This window comes from Dickeya oryzae, from assembly GCF_009372235.1.
Taxonomy (GTDB): domain Bacteria; phylum Pseudomonadota; class Gammaproteobacteria; order Enterobacterales; family Enterobacteriaceae; genus Dickeya; species Dickeya oryzae.
Genome location: NZ_ML762921.1, coordinates 215,542 through 232,380, shown reverse-complemented (window position 1 = coordinate 232,380; position 16,839 = coordinate 215,542). Strand labels below are relative to the sequence as shown.

General features: G+C 55.1%; 12 protein-coding genes. 6 read left to right on the top strand and 6 right to left on the bottom strand.

Translation table 11 applies throughout. The features are described 5' to 3' along the window. Positions 1–7: 7 nt before the first annotated feature. From aceF to FAZ14_RS06195, 3 genes are all read left to right on the top strand, one after another. The gene (gene aceF / locus FAZ14_RS06205) at positions 8–1,894 is read left to right on the top strand and encodes a pyruvate dehydrogenase complex dihydrolipoyllysine-residue acetyltransferase (protein WP_016940575.1); all 1,887 of its coding nucleotides are present in this window, start codon (positions 8–10) and stop codon (positions 1,892–1,894) included. A gap of 215 nt (positions 1,895–2,109) precedes the next feature. Beyond that, a complete protein-coding gene (gene lpdA / locus FAZ14_RS06200) occupies positions 2,110–3,534 on the top strand; it encodes a dihydrolipoyl dehydrogenase (RefSeq protein WP_012886138.1) in 1,425 nt (474 codons plus the stop codon). 187 nt (positions 3,535–3,721) lie between these two features. Beyond that, positions 3,722–4,900 carry a dienelactone hydrolase family protein gene (locus tag FAZ14_RS06195; RefSeq protein ID WP_153508240.1) on the top strand — a complete coding sequence of 393 codons (1,179 nt, stop codon included), beginning with the start codon at positions 3,722–3,724 and terminating at the stop codon, positions 4,898–4,900. A 62-nt stretch (positions 4,901–4,962) separates the two neighbouring features. On the opposite strand, the gene FAZ14_RS06190 is transcribed toward FAZ14_RS06195, so the two are convergent. Beyond that, positions 4,963–6,294 (bottom strand): MmgE/PrpD family protein, encoded by a 1,332-nt coding sequence (locus tag FAZ14_RS06190; protein WP_153508239.1) that lies wholly within the window; start codon positions 6,292–6,294, stop codon positions 4,963–4,965. 466 nt (positions 6,295–6,760) lie between these two features. Between FAZ14_RS06190 and acnB the strand changes: the two genes are divergently transcribed. From acnB to FAZ14_RS06175, 3 genes are all read left to right on the top strand, one after another. Continuing rightward, positions 6,761–9,358, top strand: coding sequence for a bifunctional aconitate hydratase 2/2-methylisocitrate dehydratase (acnB, locus tag FAZ14_RS06185; protein ID WP_153508238.1), 2,598 nt, complete (start codon positions 6,761–6,763; stop codon positions 9,356–9,358). 99 nt (positions 9,359–9,457) lie between these two features. Further along, complete coding sequence (gene yacL, locus FAZ14_RS06180) at positions 9,458–9,820, top strand: protein YacL (RefSeq protein ID WP_016940571.1); 363 nt, start codon at positions 9,458–9,460, stop codon at positions 9,818–9,820. 484 nt (positions 9,821–10,304) lie between these two features. Further along, positions 10,305–11,978 (top strand): methyl-accepting chemotaxis protein, encoded by a 1,674-nt coding sequence (locus FAZ14_RS06175; RefSeq protein ID WP_153508237.1) that lies wholly within the window; start codon positions 10,305–10,307, stop codon positions 11,976–11,978. 89 nt (positions 11,979–12,067) lie between these two features. On the opposite strand, the gene FAZ14_RS06170 is transcribed toward FAZ14_RS06175, so the two are convergent. The 5 genes from FAZ14_RS06170 to FAZ14_RS06150 all read right to left on the bottom strand — a co-directional run bounded on the left by FAZ14_RS06170 (position 12,068) and on the right by FAZ14_RS06150 (position 16,825). Then, on the bottom strand, positions 12,068–12,751 hold the full coding sequence (locus FAZ14_RS06170; protein ID WP_153508236.1) for an SDR family NAD(P)-dependent oxidoreductase: 684 nt from the start codon (positions 12,749–12,751) through the stop codon (positions 12,068–12,070). 5 nt (positions 12,752–12,756) lie between these two features. Continuing rightward, entirely contained in the window at positions 12,757–13,230 is a 474-nt protein-coding gene (locus tag FAZ14_RS06165) for a NanQ anomerase/TabA/YiaL family protein (RefSeq protein ID WP_153508235.1), read from the bottom strand. Positions 13,231–13,299: 69 nt separating this feature from the next. Beyond that, complete coding sequence (locus FAZ14_RS06160; protein WP_153508234.1) at positions 13,300–14,475, bottom strand: sialidase family protein; 1,176 nt, start codon at positions 14,473–14,475, stop codon at positions 13,300–13,302. 6 nt (positions 14,476–14,481) lie between these two features. Next, on the bottom strand, positions 14,482–15,903 hold the full coding sequence (locus FAZ14_RS06155) for a sodium:solute symporter family protein (protein ID WP_016940565.1): 1,422 nt from the start codon (positions 15,901–15,903) through the stop codon (positions 14,482–14,484). 37 nt (positions 15,904–15,940) lie between these two features. Continuing rightward, positions 15,941–16,825: a dihydrodipicolinate synthase family protein gene (locus FAZ14_RS06150; protein ID WP_038926646.1), complete on the bottom strand. Its 885-nt coding sequence runs from the start codon at positions 16,823–16,825 to the stop codon at positions 15,941–15,943. Positions 16,826–16,839 lie beyond the last annotated feature (14 nt).

Here is a 16,839-nt window from a genome sequence, read left to right as displayed (position 1 = left end):
AAGAGTAATGGCTATCGAAATCAAGGTACCGGATATCGGTGCAGATGAAGTTGAAGTCACCGAAGTGCTGGTCAAAGTGGGTGACAAAGTGGAAGCCGAGCAGTCGCTGATCACCGTTGAAGGTGACAAGGCTTCGATGGAAGTCCCCTCCCCGCAGGCGGGTGTGGTTAAAGAGATTAAAGTGGCGGTAGGCGACAAAGTCGAGACCGGCAAACTGATCATGGTCTTCGAAGCAGAAGGTGCGGCGGCTGCCGCACCGGCTCCGGCGGCGGCTGCGCCAGCACCGGCTGCGGCACCTGCCGCTGCCAGCGCGCTGAAAGAAGTTGAAGTGCCGGATATCGGCGGCGACGAAGTCGAAGTGACCGAAGTGATGGTTAACGTCGGCGACACCGTAGCGGCAGAGCAGTCGCTGATTACGGTGGAAGGCGACAAAGCCTCTATGGAAGTGCCGGCACCGTTCGCGGGTACGGTAAAAGAAATTCGCATCAAGACCGGTGACAAGGTGAAAACTGGCTCACTGATCATGGTGTTTGAGGTTGTGGGTGCCGCGCCTGCTGCTGCTCCGGCTCCCGCCGCGAGTGCACCTGCTGCCGCGCCAGCGGTGAGCGGTGGTGCTAAAGACGTCAACGTGCCGGATATCGGTGGTGATGAAGTCGAAGTGACGGAAGTATTGGTCAAAGTCGGTGATAAAGTAGCGGCAGAACAGTCGCTGATCACCGTGGAAGGCGACAAAGCGTCAATGGAAGTTCCGGCACCGTTCGCCGGTACCGTGAAGGAAATCAAGGTTAGCACCGGCAGCAAGGTGAAAACCGGGTCACTTATCATGGTATTCGAAGTGGAAGGTGCCGCACCGGCTGCGGCTCCTGTAGCGGCAGCACCGGCTCCTGCCGCAAGTGCACCAGCACCGGCGGCAGTGGCACCAGCTGCAGCGAAAGCTGATAGCAAAGGTGAGTTTGCTGAAAACGACGCCTACATCCATGCCACACCGGTCATTCGTCGTCTGGCGCGTGAGTTCGGCGTCAACCTGGCGAAAGTAAAAGGTACTGGCCGTAAAGGTCGTATCCTGCGCGAAGACGTACAGGCTTACGTGAAAGAAGCCGTGAAACGCGCTGAGTCTGCTCCGGCAGCGGGTGCGACTGGCGGTTCTCTGCCGGGTCTGTTGCCGTGGCCGAAAGTGGATTTCAGCAAGTTTGGTGAAATTGAAGAAGTGGAACTGGGTCGTATCCAGAAAATCTCTGGTGCTAACCTGAGCCGTAACTGGGTGATGATCCCGCATGTTACGCACTTCGATAAAACCGATATCACCGATCTGGAAGCGTTCCGCAAACAGCAGAACGTGGAAGCTGAGAAGCGTAAACTGGATGTGAAGATCACGCCGGTCGTGTTCATCATGAAAGCGGTTGCCGCTGCGCTTGAGCAGATGCCTCGCTTCAACAGTTCGCTGTCTGAAGACGCTCAACGCCTGACGCTGAAGAAATACATCAACATCGGTGTTGCGGTAGATACGCCGAATGGTCTGGTCGTTCCGGTGTTCAAAGATGTGAATAAGAAAGGCATCATTGAGCTGTCTCGTGAACTGATGACCATCTCTAAGAAAGCCCGTGACGGTAAGCTGACCGCAGGCGAAATGCAGGGTGGGTGCTTTACCATCTCCAGCATCGGTGGTCTCGGTACGACGCATTTCGCGCCGATCGTCAACGCGCCGGAAGTGGCTATTCTGGGTGTGTCTAAGTCCGCCATGGAACCGGTCTGGAATGGTAAAGAGTTTGTTCCGCGTCTGATGATGCCGATCTCTCTGTCCTTCGACCACCGTGTCATTGACGGTGCTGATGGTGCACGCTTCATTACCATCATCAACAACACCTTGTCCGACATTCGCCGTCTGGTGATGTAATCAAAAAAGCCGGCCTGACGGCCGGCTTTTTTCTGATAAGCTGTTATTGGTTACAGCTATCAGTGATTAAGGACAAATCGTTAGTCGCTCGTTGTTTCAAAATTGTTAATGATTTTGTAAACTAGCGCGGCAAAGACACGTCCCGGTGGAAGAGGGCGTTAAGACTCAACAATAATGACGTCACAGACCCGCCGGAAATTCATTAAGAGGTCATGATGAGTACTGAAATTAAAGCTCAGGTGGTGGTACTTGGCGCGGGCCCTGCTGGTTATTCCGCAGCGTTCCGTTGTGCAGATTTGGGTCTGGACACCGTGCTGGTCGAGCGCTATTCCACGCTGGGCGGCGTATGTCTGAATGTAGGCTGTATCCCTTCCAAAGCACTGCTGCATGTAGCGAAAGTTATCGAAGAAGCCAAAGCGCTGGCTGAGCACGGTATCGTGTTTGGCGAACCGCAGACGGATATCAATAAAATTCGCACCTGGAAAGAAAAGGTTATCACCCAACTGACTGGCGGTCTGGCTGGTATGGCGAAAGGCCGTAAAGTCAAAGTCGTCAACGGTTTTGGTAAATTTACCGGCCCGAACACCCTGGTGGTTGAAGGTGAAAACGGCAGCACCACGGTAAATTTCGACAACGCGATTATCGCGGCCGGTTCCCGTCCGATTCAGTTGCCATTTATTCCGCATGAAGACCCGCGTGTATGGGACTCTACCGATGCGCTGGAACTGAAAACCGTTCCCGGCCGTCTGCTGGTCATGGGCGGCGGTATCATCGGTCTGGAAATGGGTACCGTGTACCACGCGCTGGGTTCACAGATCGACGTCGTGGAAATGTTCGATCAGGTGATCCCTGCTGCGGACAAAGACGTCGTTAAAGTCTTCACCAAACGTATCAGTAAGAAATTCAACCTGATGCTGGAAACCAAGGTGACGGCGGTAGAAGCCAAAGAAGACGGTATCTACGTGTCGATGGAAGGCAAGAACGGCCCGGCAGAACCGCAGCGTTATGATGCGGTGCTGGTGGCTATCGGTCGTGTACCGAACGGCAAACTGCTGGATGCTGGTCAGGCTGGTGTTGAAGTTGACGACCGTGGTTTCATCCGCGTTGACAAACAAATGCGTACCAACGTACCGCACATCTACGCTATCGGCGATATCGTCGGTCAGCCGATGCTGGCGCACAAAGGCGTGCATGAAGGTCACGTTGCGGCTGAAGTCATCTCTGGTAAGAAACACTACTTCGATCCGAAAGTGATCCCGTCTATCGCCTACACTGAGCCGGAAGTGGCATGGGTTGGCCTGACTGAGAAAGAAGCGAAAGAAAAAGGCATCAGCTACGAAACCGCCGTGTTCCCGTGGGCTGCATCGGGTCGTGCGATTGCCTCCGACTGCGCTGACGGTATGACCAAACTGATTTTCGACAAAGAAACACACCGTGTGATCGGTGGTGCGATTGTCGGTACCAACGGTGGTGAACTGCTGGGTGAAATCGGTCTGGCTATCGAGATGGGATGTGATGCAGAAGATATCGCACTGACTATCCACGCTCACCCGACGCTGCATGAATCCGTAGGTCTGGCGGCTGAAGTCTTTGAAGGCAGCATCACTGACCTGCCGAACCCGAAAGCCAAGAAGAAATAATTCGTTTCCCCGCAACCGTGGTTGTGGGGAACAAACGTCTTGTCTGTTCAATGTGAATCCGGCACCTGTTGCCGGATTTTTTTTTACCTTCCTCCCAGAATTCTGATCTGCTCCTGTCAGTGGTATCTGCTTCATTTACAATCAACTCCACCGAAAAGAAACGATGTTTTATTTTTGGAGGATAACAATGAAAATAGGCAGATTACGGCGTACCCTCGGTATTTTGATGTGCTGTCTGGCGAGTGCCCCGCTTATGGCAAACGATCATTCCTATACAACGACGTCGGTAACGGATGACGCCTTGCCCACGTTCTACCCGCAGCTCAAGCAACAACTGACCTACCCGGATTCCTGGCTGGCCGGGCATGAGGCGAATTTCAATCAATGGCGAGAGCATGCCCGGCAGCTGGTACGATCACTGCTGCTCACGCCTGATTCCCACCGCGCTTTCGAGCCACAGGTGGTGGACCGTCAGGACCGCGATACCTATGTGGCCGAGAAAGTGGCGTTTAATCTCACCGATGAAAGCCGGGTGGCGGGATTGTTACTGACGCCAAAAACTCCGGGGCCACATCCGGCGGTGCTGCTGCTGCATGATCACGGTGCAAAATTCGATATTGGTAAGGAGAAAATGATCCGCCCGTGGGGGGATGACGCACGTATCACTTCTGCAAAGGCGTGGGCTGATCGTTACTTTACCGGCCGCTTTGTCGGTGACGAGCTGGCAAAACGGGGTTACGTGGTGCTGGCGGTAGATGCGCTGGGGTGGGGGGATCGTGGGCCGCTGAAATACGAACAACAGCAGGCGCTGGCCAGTAATTTTTTTAATCTGGGGCGATCGCTGGCAGGGGATATGGCCTACGAAGATACCCGGTCGCTGGATTTTCTGGCGTCGTTACGCTCGGTTGACCCAAAACGCGTGGGTGTCGTCGGGTTTTCCATGGGGGCTTACCGTGCCTGGCAACTGGCCGCCTTGTCAGATAAAGCGGCGGCGACAGCGGCTGTTGCCTGGATGGGAACGTATGACGGTTTAATGGTGCCGGGCAACAATGTGCTGCGCGGCCAGTCTTCTTTCTATATGTTGCATCCGGGGTTACCTGCTCATCTTGATTTCCCTGATGTTGCCAGTATCGCAGCACCGCGTCCGATGCTGTTTTTCAACGGCGGCAAAGATAGCTTGTTCCCACAACAGGCGGTGCAAGCGGCGTATGAGCGCATGCATCAGGTGTGGCAGTCGCAACACGCTGATGACCGGCTGGAAACCCGCATCTGGCCTGAGTTAGGGCACGTGTTTTATCAGGAACAACAGGAGGCGGTGTTCCAATGGCTGGACCGCTGGCTGGCACCTGCGCCGGAGCGGCGTTAAGTACCGTGAACCAGCCCGGCGGAATGTCAGGTCAACACAGCGGGAAAGTATCCCGCTGTCGGTTATGACAGGAGGCGAACCAGCTCAGCCAGTGCGTCGGGGGTGCGTAACTGGCTGTGGCTGAGTACCTCGTCAGCCGTCAGCCACGGCAGCAGGGTGAGTGTCTGGCGCAGCTTGGCGGTGACATCCGTTTTTACCGCAGCGGTTTGCTGCCAGGTGACTCTGGCATGAAAACATGACCCATCGTTCATCAGCATACTGACGTCATGGAAGCGGGCATCGGGGTTCTGTTCATCCGGCGGTGCGCTCAGGTCTGCCTGACGTGATACTTTGCTTGCCAGTGCAGCAATGCGCGGGTCGACCGGGCCTTCGGTAAAACGTTCCAGTCGCAACTGGCCTTCCAGCAGTGCGGCGGCAATCACGTACTCAAGGCTAAAGCGGCCTTCGACGCCGGTGGTGGCCTGCCGGATAAACGGTGCCGCGTCGCCACCCGGTGGGAACCGTACCGTAATGCGTTGAATTGCGTCGGGCAGGTCGTCGGGGGCGTGGCCATCTTGCGTGACCCACTGTTCCCGCAGGATAAATGCCGCTTCTGCCGCACTGTGGGTACCGCCACAGGTGGGGTAACGCTTAAAGGTCAGCCCGGGTGACACCAGTCGCCAGGGGGTTCCCCAGTGAGCGGTCAACGCTTCATCGTGGTGCTGGCCGTCGCCGTGGGCTGCAAGAAACGCCTCCAGCACGGTATCAGGGTTGCCGTGGAATCCCGACAGTGCCAGTTGCATAGCACTTAACCCGGCACGCGCGGCCAGCCCGGCATGCAGCGGCTTCATAGCGGAGCCGAACTGCGCACGCAGCCCGGCGGCTTGTGATGCTGCCAGTCCCAGCGCATTAGCGGTTTGATCCGGTGTCGCACCCATCAGTCGGCAGCTTGCCGCCACCGCCGCAATGGCACCCAGCGTCGCCGTATTATGGTAACCCTGGCTGTAGTGGCGTGGCCCTGCCGCCAGCCCCAACCGCCCGGCTGTTTCCACGCCGATAGCGTAGGCGGTAAGGAAATGCGTCTGCGTGAATGTCGGGTGTTCACCTGCCAGAGCCAGCAAGGCAGGCAGAATAACTGTGCTGGGATGACCACGAAACCCGGAGTGAAAATCGTCAAAATCCAGCGCATGACCGGCATAGCCCAGCAGCAGGCTGCGGCTCTGGCTATCGTCGCCGCGGTAGACCGATTTTAACGGCGCAAGCCCGCTGTCTGCTACCGCACCCTGCCAAACCGGCAGTGCGCAGGCGAGAAAATCCATGACGCCTTCGCGGGCGAGATCGATAACGGTAGTATCCGGTTGAGTGGTGACGATCAGGTGCGCCAACCGGGCGGTAATACGGGAATGGGCTGACATGGCGATATCTGTGCTGTGACGTAAATGTGAAGAAAGACAATGCCGCGAATGACGTGAGAAGCATAGCAATTTTTTCTGCTTTTAATGGCGATTATCCGTTATATCGGGGCGGTAACAGTGGGTTTGGTATTCGGCGGCAGTGGCGAATATTCTTTTTATTATCCTTATCGTTTCTATGGGCTAAGCGGTGGTTGATTTTGCCGCCAACTGCTATGCTGGCCTCAAGGGAGGAGGCTTGGCTTATGTCGTTTAACGCCCCCATCCTTGAGAAAGTAGTACAGGTATAAAAAGCAGTACAGGTGTAAATGTTGCCTTAATGTAAACGAATTAACAAACGGTTCAAACTCTGATATGTTGAACGGGCTGGACCGGGCACTCTGACCTTACCTATCCATACGCTGACAATCAGCCTAAAGCTGGAACTGAGCGCCAGGCATAATTAGACAATGAGAGCGAGGAGAACGTCGTGCTAGAAGATTATCGCAAGCACGTAGCCGAGCGGGCTGCACAAGGGATCGTCCCCAAGCCGCTAGAGGCTTCGCAAATGGCGGCACTGGTGGAATTGCTGAAAACCCCCCCCGCCGGAGAAGAAGAGTTTTTAGTCGACCTGTTAGTCAATCGTGTTCCGCCGGGTGTTGATGAGGCGGCCTACGTCAAAGCCGGTTTCCTGGCTGCCATCACCAAAGGTGAGACGGTTTCTCCCTTGGTCACCCCGGAAAAAGCGACTGAGCTGCTGGGTACCATGCAAGGCGGCTACAATATTCATCCGTTGATCGATGCGCTGGATAACCCCGCCCTGGCTCCGGTTGCCGCCAAAGCCTTATCCCACACCCTGCTGATGTTCGATAATTTTTACGACGTGGAAGAAAAAGCCAAAGCTGGCAATGCCCACGCGCAGCGGGTTGTCAAATCCTGGGCTGAAGCCGAGTGGTTCCTGTCCCGTCCGCAACTGGCGGAAAAAATTACCGTGACGGTATTCAAAGTCACTGGTGAAACCAATACCGATGATTTGTCTCCGGCGCAAGACGCCTGGTCACGCCCGGATATCCCGCTGCATGCGCTGGCCATGTTGAAAAACGCCCGTGATGGCATCGAGCCGGATCAGCCGGGTGTGGTCGGCCCCATCAAGCAGATCGACGCACTGAACAAAAAAGGTTTCCCGTTGGCTTATGTCGGCGACGTCGTCGGTACCGGTTCTTCCCGTAAGTCTGCCACCAACTCGGTGTTGTGGTTCATGGGGGACGATATCCCGAACGTGCCGAACAAGCGTAGCGGTGGCGTGGTGCTGGGTGGCAAGATTGCACCGATTTTCTTCAACACCATGGAAGACGCGGGTGCGCTGCCGATTGAGGTCGACGTCACCAAGCTGAACATGGGTGATGTGATTGATGTTTATCCGTACAAGGGTGAAATCCGTCATCACGATAGCAATGAGCTGCTGGCCAGCTTTGAACTGAAAACGGATGTGCTGCTGGACGAAGTTCGTGCGGGCGGTCGTATTCCGCTGATCATTGGTCGCGGTCTGACCAGCAAGGCGCGTGAATCGCTTGGTTTGCCGCACAGCGACGTATTCCGTCATGCTAAAGATGTGGCGGCGAGCAGCCGTGGCTTCTCGCTGGCGCAGAAGATGGTTGGCCGTGCCTGCGGTGTAGCCGGTATTCGTCCTGGCGCTTACTGCGAACCGAAGATGACCTCGGTGGGCTCTCAGGATACGACCGGGCCGATGACCCGTGACGAGCTGAAAGACCTGGCTTGTCTGGGCTTCTCGGCTGATCTGGTGATGCAGTCTTTCTGTCATACGGCGGCCTATCCGAAGCCGGTTGACGTGAATACTCACCACACCCTGCCGGACTTCATCATGAACCGTGGCGGCGTGTCGCTGCGCCCGGGTGATGGCGTTATCCACTCCTGGTTAAACCGCATGCTGTTGCCGGATACCGTCGGTACCGGCGGTGACTCTCACACCCGTTTCCCGATTGGTATCTCCTTCCCGGCAGGCTCTGGTCTGGTGGCGTTTGCTGCTGCGACCGGTGTGATGCCGCTGGATATGCCGGAATCAGTGCTGGTGCGTTTCAAAGGTCAGATGCAGCCGGGGATTACCCTGCGTGATCTGGTCCATGCGATCCCGTATTACGCTATCCAGCAGGGTCTGCTGACCGTTGAGAAGAAAGGTAAGAAAAACATCTTCTCCGGCCGCATTCTGGAAATCGAAGGGTTGCCGGATCTGAAAGTCGAGCAGGCATTCGAACTGACTGATGCCTCGGCAGAACGCTCGGCAGCGGGCTGTACCATTAAGCTCAACAAAGAGCCGATCATCGAGTACCTGAACTCCAACATCGTTCTGCTCAAGTGGATGATTGCCGAAGGTTATGGTGATCGCCGCACGCTGGAGCGTCGTATTCAGGGTATGGAAAAATGGCTGGCGGATCCGCAGTTGCTGGAAGGCGATGCCGATGCAGAATATGCCGCGGTTATCGACATCGATCTGAACGAGATCAAAGAGCCGATCCTGTGTGCGCCGAACGATCCGGATGATGCGCGTCTGCTGTCCACCGTGCAGGGTGACAAAATTGATGAAGTGTTCATCGGTTCTTGTATGACCAACATCGGCCACTTCCGTGCTGCCGGGAAACTGTTGGATCAAAATAAAGGGGCATTGCCGACCCGTCTGTGGGTGGCACCGCCGACCCGTATGGACGCCGCACAGTTGACCGAGGAAGGCTATTACAGCGTCTTTGGTAAGAGTGGCGCACGTGTCGAAATCCCGGGCTGTTCACTGTGCATGGGTAACCAGGCGCGTGTGGCAGACGGTTCGACGGTGGTGTCGACCTCTACCCGTAACTTCCCGAACCGTCTGGGCACGGGGGCCAATGTCTATCTGGCCTCCGCAGAGCTGGCGGCGATAGCGGCGCTGCTGGGGCGTATTCCGACGCCGGATGAGTACCAGCAGTATATGGCGCAGGTGGACAAAACCGCAGACGACACTTACCGTTATCTGAATTTTGACCAGTTGCAGCAGTACACCAACAAAGCGGATAAGGTGATCTTCCAGACCGCTGTATAAACCGCTATAGTTTATTGTAATAACAGGAAGGGAGGCCGAAAGGTCTCCCTTTTTTACTGTTGTGGCACGCGATAGCGAATCAGGCAGAGGAGAACGATCATGGATTATGAGTTTTTGCGTGATGTCACCGGGCAGGTGGTGGTCCGGATGTCGATGGGCCATGAAGCAGTCGGGCACTGGCTAAATGAAGAGGTTAAAGGTCAGCAGGCCGTGTTGGATGAAGTGGAGGCGGCGGTGCGTGAACTGTCCGGCAGCGAACGCCAGTGGGAACGTGCCGGTCATGAATACACGCTGCTGCTGGACAGCGAAGAGGTGATGGTGCGCGCTAACCAACTGGCGTTTGAAACCGACGAGCTGGAAGAAGGCATGAGTTATTACGACGAAGAAAGCCTGTCGCTCTGCGGTCTGGAGGACTTTCTGGAACTGCTGGAAAAATACCGGGCGTTCGTCGATAAAAGATGATGTAGATAAGGGATGATGCAGACAACATGATGCCGCGACAACGGATAACGGATGGCGTATTGTGCGCCATACCAAACGTATCCGAGGGCAGGCGGTGGTATCTCTCCTAACCTGAAAATATGACGGATATATAGCAATTGTCTCCAATTGTATTAATAGCGTGAGTCTATGCTTTTCCCTATCGATTATGATGCCAGTTTGACTTAGTATGAAGTACAAATATGGCAGTCACTAAAACTGACAGTAAAAACTTATCCAGACAGGCTATTTTATTTGCCATTTTGGCATTGGGCAGCATTCGGCATCCGCACGACTTGGTGTGTGTGGGTTTCGTTTACGCTACTTGGGTTGAAATGATGAAATGAGCTACGTCGATAATATTTATTGGCATAGATTTTATACCCAAGTACATCAAGTTGCAGCCAACACACCTGCAACCTGACGAGTGAAGGGTATATATAGTTAAGTTGGCATCGGGGGATACATGAAAAATACCATGACAGTAAAACGACAAATTGTAGTTGGTTTTATTATTCCTATATTAGTCAGTGTGGTATTAGGTATTTCAGGTTTGATAACCATTCGCCACATCAGCAATATATTAACCGAAGTGAATGATGAAAACAGTGTTAAGCAATTCTATGCAGTGAACTTACGCGGCAGTGTTCATGACCGCTCAATTGCTGTTCGGGATTTATTAATTGCGGACAAGCAAGAGCTTTCTGTGATTATCAATAATATCAACAAACTGGCAGAGGTTTATCAACAGTCAGATGTGAAGCTCGACGCGATGATGAGCCAGCTGTCGATATCCGGTCAGGAAAAAACGTTATACCAAAATATACAAAATTCGAATAATAAAACCAGCGCAATCATCGCCCGATTAATTGCATTGCAAAATGAAGGAAACGGTGATGCAGCCCGTACTCTCTTATTGAGTGAAGGTCGTGGGGCATTTGTACAGTGGCTGGCGGATGTGAATGCGTTTATTAATTATGAGGCTGAACAGAATAATCAGTTGACGCATGCTGCAAGAGAAACTGCAAGGTATTTTAGCGTGGCAATGCCGATTGTTTTAATCGTCGCTATACTACTCGGTACATTGGCGATGTTTGCGACCCGCCGCCGAATTTTTCAGGCGCTGGGTGCCGAACCGGCTGTATTACTGACGATGACCCGTGCGATCGCCTCCGGTAATTTAACCGAGAAAACCATCATTACTGATAAGCAGCAACACAGTGTCATGGCAGCGATTGAAACCATGCGCCAGTCATTAATTAATATTGTCGCTAATGTGTCAACGCATGCGGAAGGGGTGACGGTTGCCAGCGAAAATATCAGCAAAAGCAGCGTGGCACTGTCGCAGCGTACCGATATGCAGGTGTCGGCGTTGCAGCAAACTTCGGCAGCGATGGGGCAGGTGTCCGAGTCGGTGAAAGACAATGCCGCCAGCGCCAGACAGGCCAGTCAGTTATCTGAAAATGCGGCCAGCGAAACGCATCAGGGTAATCAGCTGGTGAGTAAAATCGTGGATACGATGGAGAATATCAAGCAGCATTCGGACAGCATTTCGTCTATCACCAAAGTGATCGAGGATATCGCCTTCCAGACCAATATTCTGGCGATTAATGCGGCGGTAGAAGCGGCGCGGGCGGGGGAAGTAGGGCGCGGTTTCTCGGTGGTGGCGGCTGAAATTCGTACCCTGTCGCAGAAAACGACGGCATCGGCGCATCAGATAAAACACCTGATCGATGCGTCATCCGAGAAAATCGGCGAGGGCTACAGTGAAATCAGTCAGGCGTCTGAAGTGATGCAGAAAATTAATCAGGCGGTTGATTTGTCGAGCGAGTTTATCAGGAAGATTGCGGATACCTCGGCGGAGCAGTCCATCGCGACACAGGAAATCGCCCAGTCACTGGCTGAGATGGAGCGCACAACGCAGCAGAATGCCGCGATGGTCGAACAAACCGCAACGGATACCACCTACCTGGAAACGCATTCGCAGGAATTGAAGCAGTCTGTTAGTCGCTTTACGATTGCTGATATGATGACCACAGGCTCGATGACTACAGGCTCGATGACTACAGGATCGATGAACATCGGTTCGATGATGGTCAGCAGTACTCAGCGACTGGCGTTGAGCGCTGCCAGCCGCTGAGTGTCTGAATTAATGCAGGATGATGCATGCGACCCGGCCACACAGCGTAGCGCTTGTGGCCGGGTTACCATGGGGCATTAGCCGCACAGCTACAACGAGGCTCCGCCGCATATAACCAGTTGTTGTCCGGTGATGGCGGCAGCGGAAGGGGACAACAGGTACGCGACCAGATCGGCCACTTCCTGCGGTTGAATAAACCGGCCAATGGGCGGCAGTTTCGGCGGTGAACTTTGTCTTCCCGGCTGGTTGAGCATCGGTGTTTCGGTCGCTCCCGGTGCCACAATATTCACCGTGATACCGCGTGGGGCCAGTTCGGCCGCCCAGCTTCGCACCATACCAATCATCGCCGATTTGGTGGCGACGTACTGGCTACGTCCGGCTGCACCACTGGAGGTCCGGCTACCCAGCAGGACGATGCGCCCGCCTTGCGGCAGTTTGTTCACCAGTCTGTCGGCTAGCACTTCCGCTACCTGAATGTGCAGCTTCCACAACTGCTCGCTGTCGGCGTAGGACAAGGTGCCCAGTGTCGCCGCTTTCATCACCCCGGCGGCGTGGATCACTGCGTCGACGGCGGGCAGGCTGTCCAGCAAGGCACAGAGCGCAGGCGTATCAGTGATATCCAGCGGACAATGCCTGAAATTGGGGTGCTGATGCGCGCCCGGTTGACGTGACAGCCCGATGACCTTCCAGCCCGACGCCAGCAGAGTGGCGGTAATGGCGGCACCGATGCCGGAGCTGCTGCCGGTGAGCACCGCCTGTTTCTGTGCTGACATACGCGTTACCCCTGAGTGTGTAGTTGCTCAACCGGTATCTTAAACACCGCTTTTTTCACCGGGGCTGGCTGGTCGTTGATGGCGCACAGCGCCTGATGGGGTTCACCCGGATAGAAGGTGACGAAATCCCCGGCGGCCAGTCGAATGGCGTGCGGTACCTGCGACTGTTCCAGAATAAACAGGTCCGGTTTGCGTTCGGTGGCGGCGCGATCACTGGCGTCGTTCAGGTCGTAGCCGATGATCTCTTCCCCTGCCAGAATCAGCTGGATATCGAGAAAACGGCGGTGGAATTCGGTATGACGTTCGGCTTTCGGTGCGGTGGATACCGTGCCAATAGAATAGAACCAGTCCACGTTATCCGGCTGGTATTTCCCTGCTGGCAGCGCGTTTAGCTGCGCAAGCGTGAAGCCGGAAAGAATGCGCCACAGCGGTTCGGGCAAGGTGGCCAGTGACAGATGATTCAGATTACCTGCGATCATAAGTGGTTCCTTAGCAAGTAGACGGGAAGCGGCGAAAGCCCCTCCCTGCAAGAGGGAGGGGAGACCGGGTTAACCTTTGACCCACTCTTCGCTGACGCAGACGTATTTAATCGCCTGACGGAAGTAGGTAAACGCGATGTGCAGTTTGCCGTCCGGCCCCTGTTTGATGCTGGGGTAGGAGAATTCGCGGTTACGCTTCTCGGTTGAGTTGTTGGTCATGCAGTAACCGTCACCCACTTCCAGATTGCGCTGCCACGGCCAGGTTTTCCCACCGTCTTCAGAAATTGCCAGCGTCATCGGCGCACGTGGCGCGCCCCAGAAGGCGCTACGTCCGGTGGCGATTTCCGGCATTTTGGCATCGCTCTCTTCTTCGTCTTCGATTTCGTCATACAACGACAGGCGGCGTTCGGTCGCGCCGTCGGCATTCATGGCGTTAAACACCAGTGCCAGATGGCCGTTATCCAGTGTGGTCACCTGAATCGACGAGTTGTTGTTCGGAAGACGTGTCGCCTCTGGTTCAGACCAGGTTTCCCCGCCGTCGGTCGAGTGACTGCGGTAGATGAAATCGGCCCAGCGGCTGCGGAACAGCGCCAGCAGAGTGCCGTCTTTGAGCAGGGTGATGTTCATGTGTACGCAACCCGTGCTGTTTGGCACCACCGACTCACGCCAGGTTTGGCCGCGATCGCTTGAAATCTTCACCGCGCTGATGTCATCGTTGCCGACCCATTTCTCACCCGGCTGGACGCGGCAGTAGAACACCGGCAGCAGCCAGTCGCCGTTGGGCAGCACGGTAATCGGCTGGCGGATAAAGGTGCCGGGTTGTTCCAGCAGTGTACCGATTTCGCCCCAGGTGTAGCCCTGATCCTGTGACTGGCGGTAACGCACGATGGCGGTATCCTGATTGCCAGATTTCTGCGCGGTGTACAGTAACCACAGTACGCCGTCTGGTGCCAGAAACAGCACCGGGTTCTGTTCTGAACGGGTCGGGTCGTCGGAGAGTTTGACAGCCGGCGTCCATTGCCCGCTCCCGTTCACCAGCCGCGACAGATAAATTGAGATGTCCGACACCCCTTCCTGGGTGCCGCCGAACCAGACGCACAGCACATCGCCATTGGGCAGATGCAGCAGGTTAGACGCATGGTTCTGCGGGCATTCTGACGGAATGTACGCGTCAAGACGTTGGTTGTCTGCGTCAGCCGGGCGGACCAGGCCGTCGCGTTCGATGGTAATGGTTTCGGTCGTCATGACTACTTAGGCTCCAGAATGAGGTACGGATGGTTCAGCTTTCTGTCCGGCTTTGGCGGCTTTGTTGGGGATCAGGCGGTCAAGCGCCATCACCACGGCCGGTGTTGCCAGTGCAATGTACATGTTGTCGATGCCAAATGGGTTACCCATGATGTACCAGACGGAGGTGACGACACAGGACAGAATCAGACCGGCGTTGACGCCACGTGAACTGCTAAAGAACGGCAGGTAGAAGGCGACCATCGCCACCACGGAAATCGACAGACGAATGGCACGGGTAAAGAACGACAGTTTCAGCACTTCTGGCACCAGCAGTACGAACACCAGCGGCAGGAAGCCGATGATCAGCGAGAACACGCGGGTCATCTTGAATTCTTTTTCCGGCGTGGGTTTGCAGTACGGCACGTAGAAATCTTTCACGATCAGCGAGGCAATCGCCAGTGCAACCGTACTCACGCTGATAAAGATGGAGGCGACCAGCGAGGTGGTGACAAGACCTGCCAGCCACGGATTCATGTCCTGCAGGAAGATAGGCAACGCGTACAGGCTCTTGATTTCCGGGTGTACGAATTTGGCGGCGACACCGATGATGGCAATCGCAATGGCGATCGGCATACAGAACAGGAACGCAATCCAGGTCGCCCGTTTGGCAGATTTCTCATCTTTGGTGGAGGCGATAGCCTGAATCACAAACTGGGTACAGAAAATGGAGCCGATGGTACCGATAAGCCATGCACCGATGGTGCTGGCACCGATACTGCCGTCCCAGGTCCAGTAGAATTCCGGCATCTTCTCGACCATCGGTGTGATGCCGCCGGTCATTTTCAGCGCCACGTACAAAATGATCATCACCCCAACGTATTTCAGACCGCTGTGGATCAAGGTGACGTAGGCTACGCCTTTGATGCCGCCGAAGTAGAAATAGAAGGTACTGACGATAGCGGTAATGAGTGCCGCCACCGGCAGACTGACTTTCAGCACGGTGGAGATGGCCGCAGCGCCGCTGACGTAGTTACCCACGTTAACCAGCAACAGTGCGTAGATCATGATGATGGAGATGATGTTCTTGGTGGTGTTGCCATAACGCTCGGCAATAGCTCCGGAAATGGTGATTTTCCCGGTGTTATAGATCTTCTTCACCAGAATCATACCAAACAGCAGGAAACCGATAGCTGCGCCAATCACCGACCAGGAGGCCGCGATACCACTCTCAAAGGCGGCCTGTGACGTACCGACGGTTGATTTGGCACCGATAAATTCGGTCATCAGCAGGATACCGACGATAAAGGCTGGCAGTGCGCGTGAACCTTCCATGAACTCCGAGTTGGAGTTACTGCGCAGGCGCAGGGTCAGCCAGGAGGTCAGCGCGATGTAGACGACAATTATCCCAACGATGATAAGTGTGTCTGTCAGATCAAAATGGTTCATGGTTTTCGATCCTGTAGGAGTAAGGGTAGGTTCTCATTCACTGTGAGAACGGTTTAATAATGGTGCGAATGGTCTCTTCGTCTTGTGCTGAGAACGCAATCGGGTAGCGGCTCACCCCGACGTCCTGCCCCATCAGTACCAGCGCCTTTTTCACCACAGCAGGAGAGAAGGCTACCGCGTACAGCGTCTTACGCAGTTCACTCACCTGCTCCTGCGCCTGACGGGAACCGTCAATATCGCCAGCATGGAAGCGGTGCCAGATTTCGCTGATGGCCTGTGGCGCAACGTTGGCCAGGCCAGAAATACAGGCGGAACAACCGTCGACAAACCCCTGATGAATCAGCGAATCCGGGCCATTGAGCACGTCGCAGTTCGGCATGTCTTTCACGGCTTGCAGGAAACCGCTCAGGCTTTCGTAGCTACCGGCGCTGTCCTTGATGCCAATAATGTTCGGGTGCTCAGCCAGCACGCGCACCGTTTCCGGTTGCAGCGTATTGCCGGTACGGGCCGGAATGTTGTACATGAACACCGGTACCGGCAGCGCGTCCGCCACAGCACGGTAGTGGTCTATCAGTTCACTTTGTTTGAGCGGCACGAAATACGGCGTGATAACGGAAACGGCATCCACGCCCAGCGCGGCGATGCGTTTACCGAGCTTGATGGTTTCACGGGTAGAGATTTCACCGATGTGTGCCACCACCGGCACTTTCCCGGCGGCTTCGTCCACGCAGGTTTCGGTGACGGCCACTTTCTCATCGGTGTGCAGCACAAAGAACTCACCGTTGGTGCCGTTACAGAAAATGCCGTTGCCATAGCGCATCTGGCGTTGAACCTGCTGGCGCATGGCGGTGGGGTTGAATTCCCCCTGATGGTCAAAAGGCGTGACGATCGCCGTCAGTACGCCTGTAATCGCTTTAGTCATCGTTATTGTTCCTC

Bases quoted from the DNA above. Each gene is read 5' to 3' on its own strand.
- aceF (WP_016940575.1), top strand. From the start codon at position 8: ATGGCTATCGAAATCAAGGTACCGGATATCGGTGCAGATGAAGTTGAA.
- lpdA (WP_012886138.1), top strand. From the start codon at position 2,110: ATGAGTACTGAAATTAAAGCTCAGGTGGTGGTACTTGGCGCGGGCCCT.
- FAZ14_RS06195 (WP_153508240.1), top strand. From the start codon at position 3,722: ATGAAAATAGGCAGATTACGGCGTACCCTCGGTATTTTGATGTGCTGT.
- FAZ14_RS06190 (WP_153508239.1), bottom strand. From the start codon at position 6,294: ATGTCAGCCCATTCCCGTATTACCGCCCGGTTGGCGCACCTGATCGTC.
- yacL (WP_016940571.1), top strand. From the start codon at position 9,458: ATGGATTATGAGTTTTTGCGTGATGTCACCGGGCAGGTGGTGGTCCGG.
- FAZ14_RS06175 (WP_153508237.1), top strand. From the start codon at position 10,305: ATGAAAAATACCATGACAGTAAAACGACAAATTGTAGTTGGTTTTATT.
- FAZ14_RS06170 (WP_153508236.1), bottom strand. From the start codon at position 12,751: ATGTCAGCACAGAAACAGGCGGTGCTCACCGGCAGCAGCTCCGGCATC.
- FAZ14_RS06165 (WP_153508235.1), bottom strand. From the start codon at position 13,230: ATGATCGCAGGTAATCTGAATCATCTGTCACTGGCCACCTTGCCCGAA.
- FAZ14_RS06160 (WP_153508234.1), bottom strand. From the start codon at position 14,475: ATGACGACCGAAACCATTACCATCGAACGCGACGGCCTGGTCCGCCCG.
- FAZ14_RS06155 (WP_016940565.1), bottom strand. From the start codon at position 15,903: ATGAACCATTTTGATCTGACAGACACACTTATCATCGTTGGGATAATT.
- FAZ14_RS06150 (WP_038926646.1), bottom strand. From the start codon at position 16,825: ATGACTAAAGCGATTACAGGCGTACTGACGGCGATCGTCACGCCTTTT.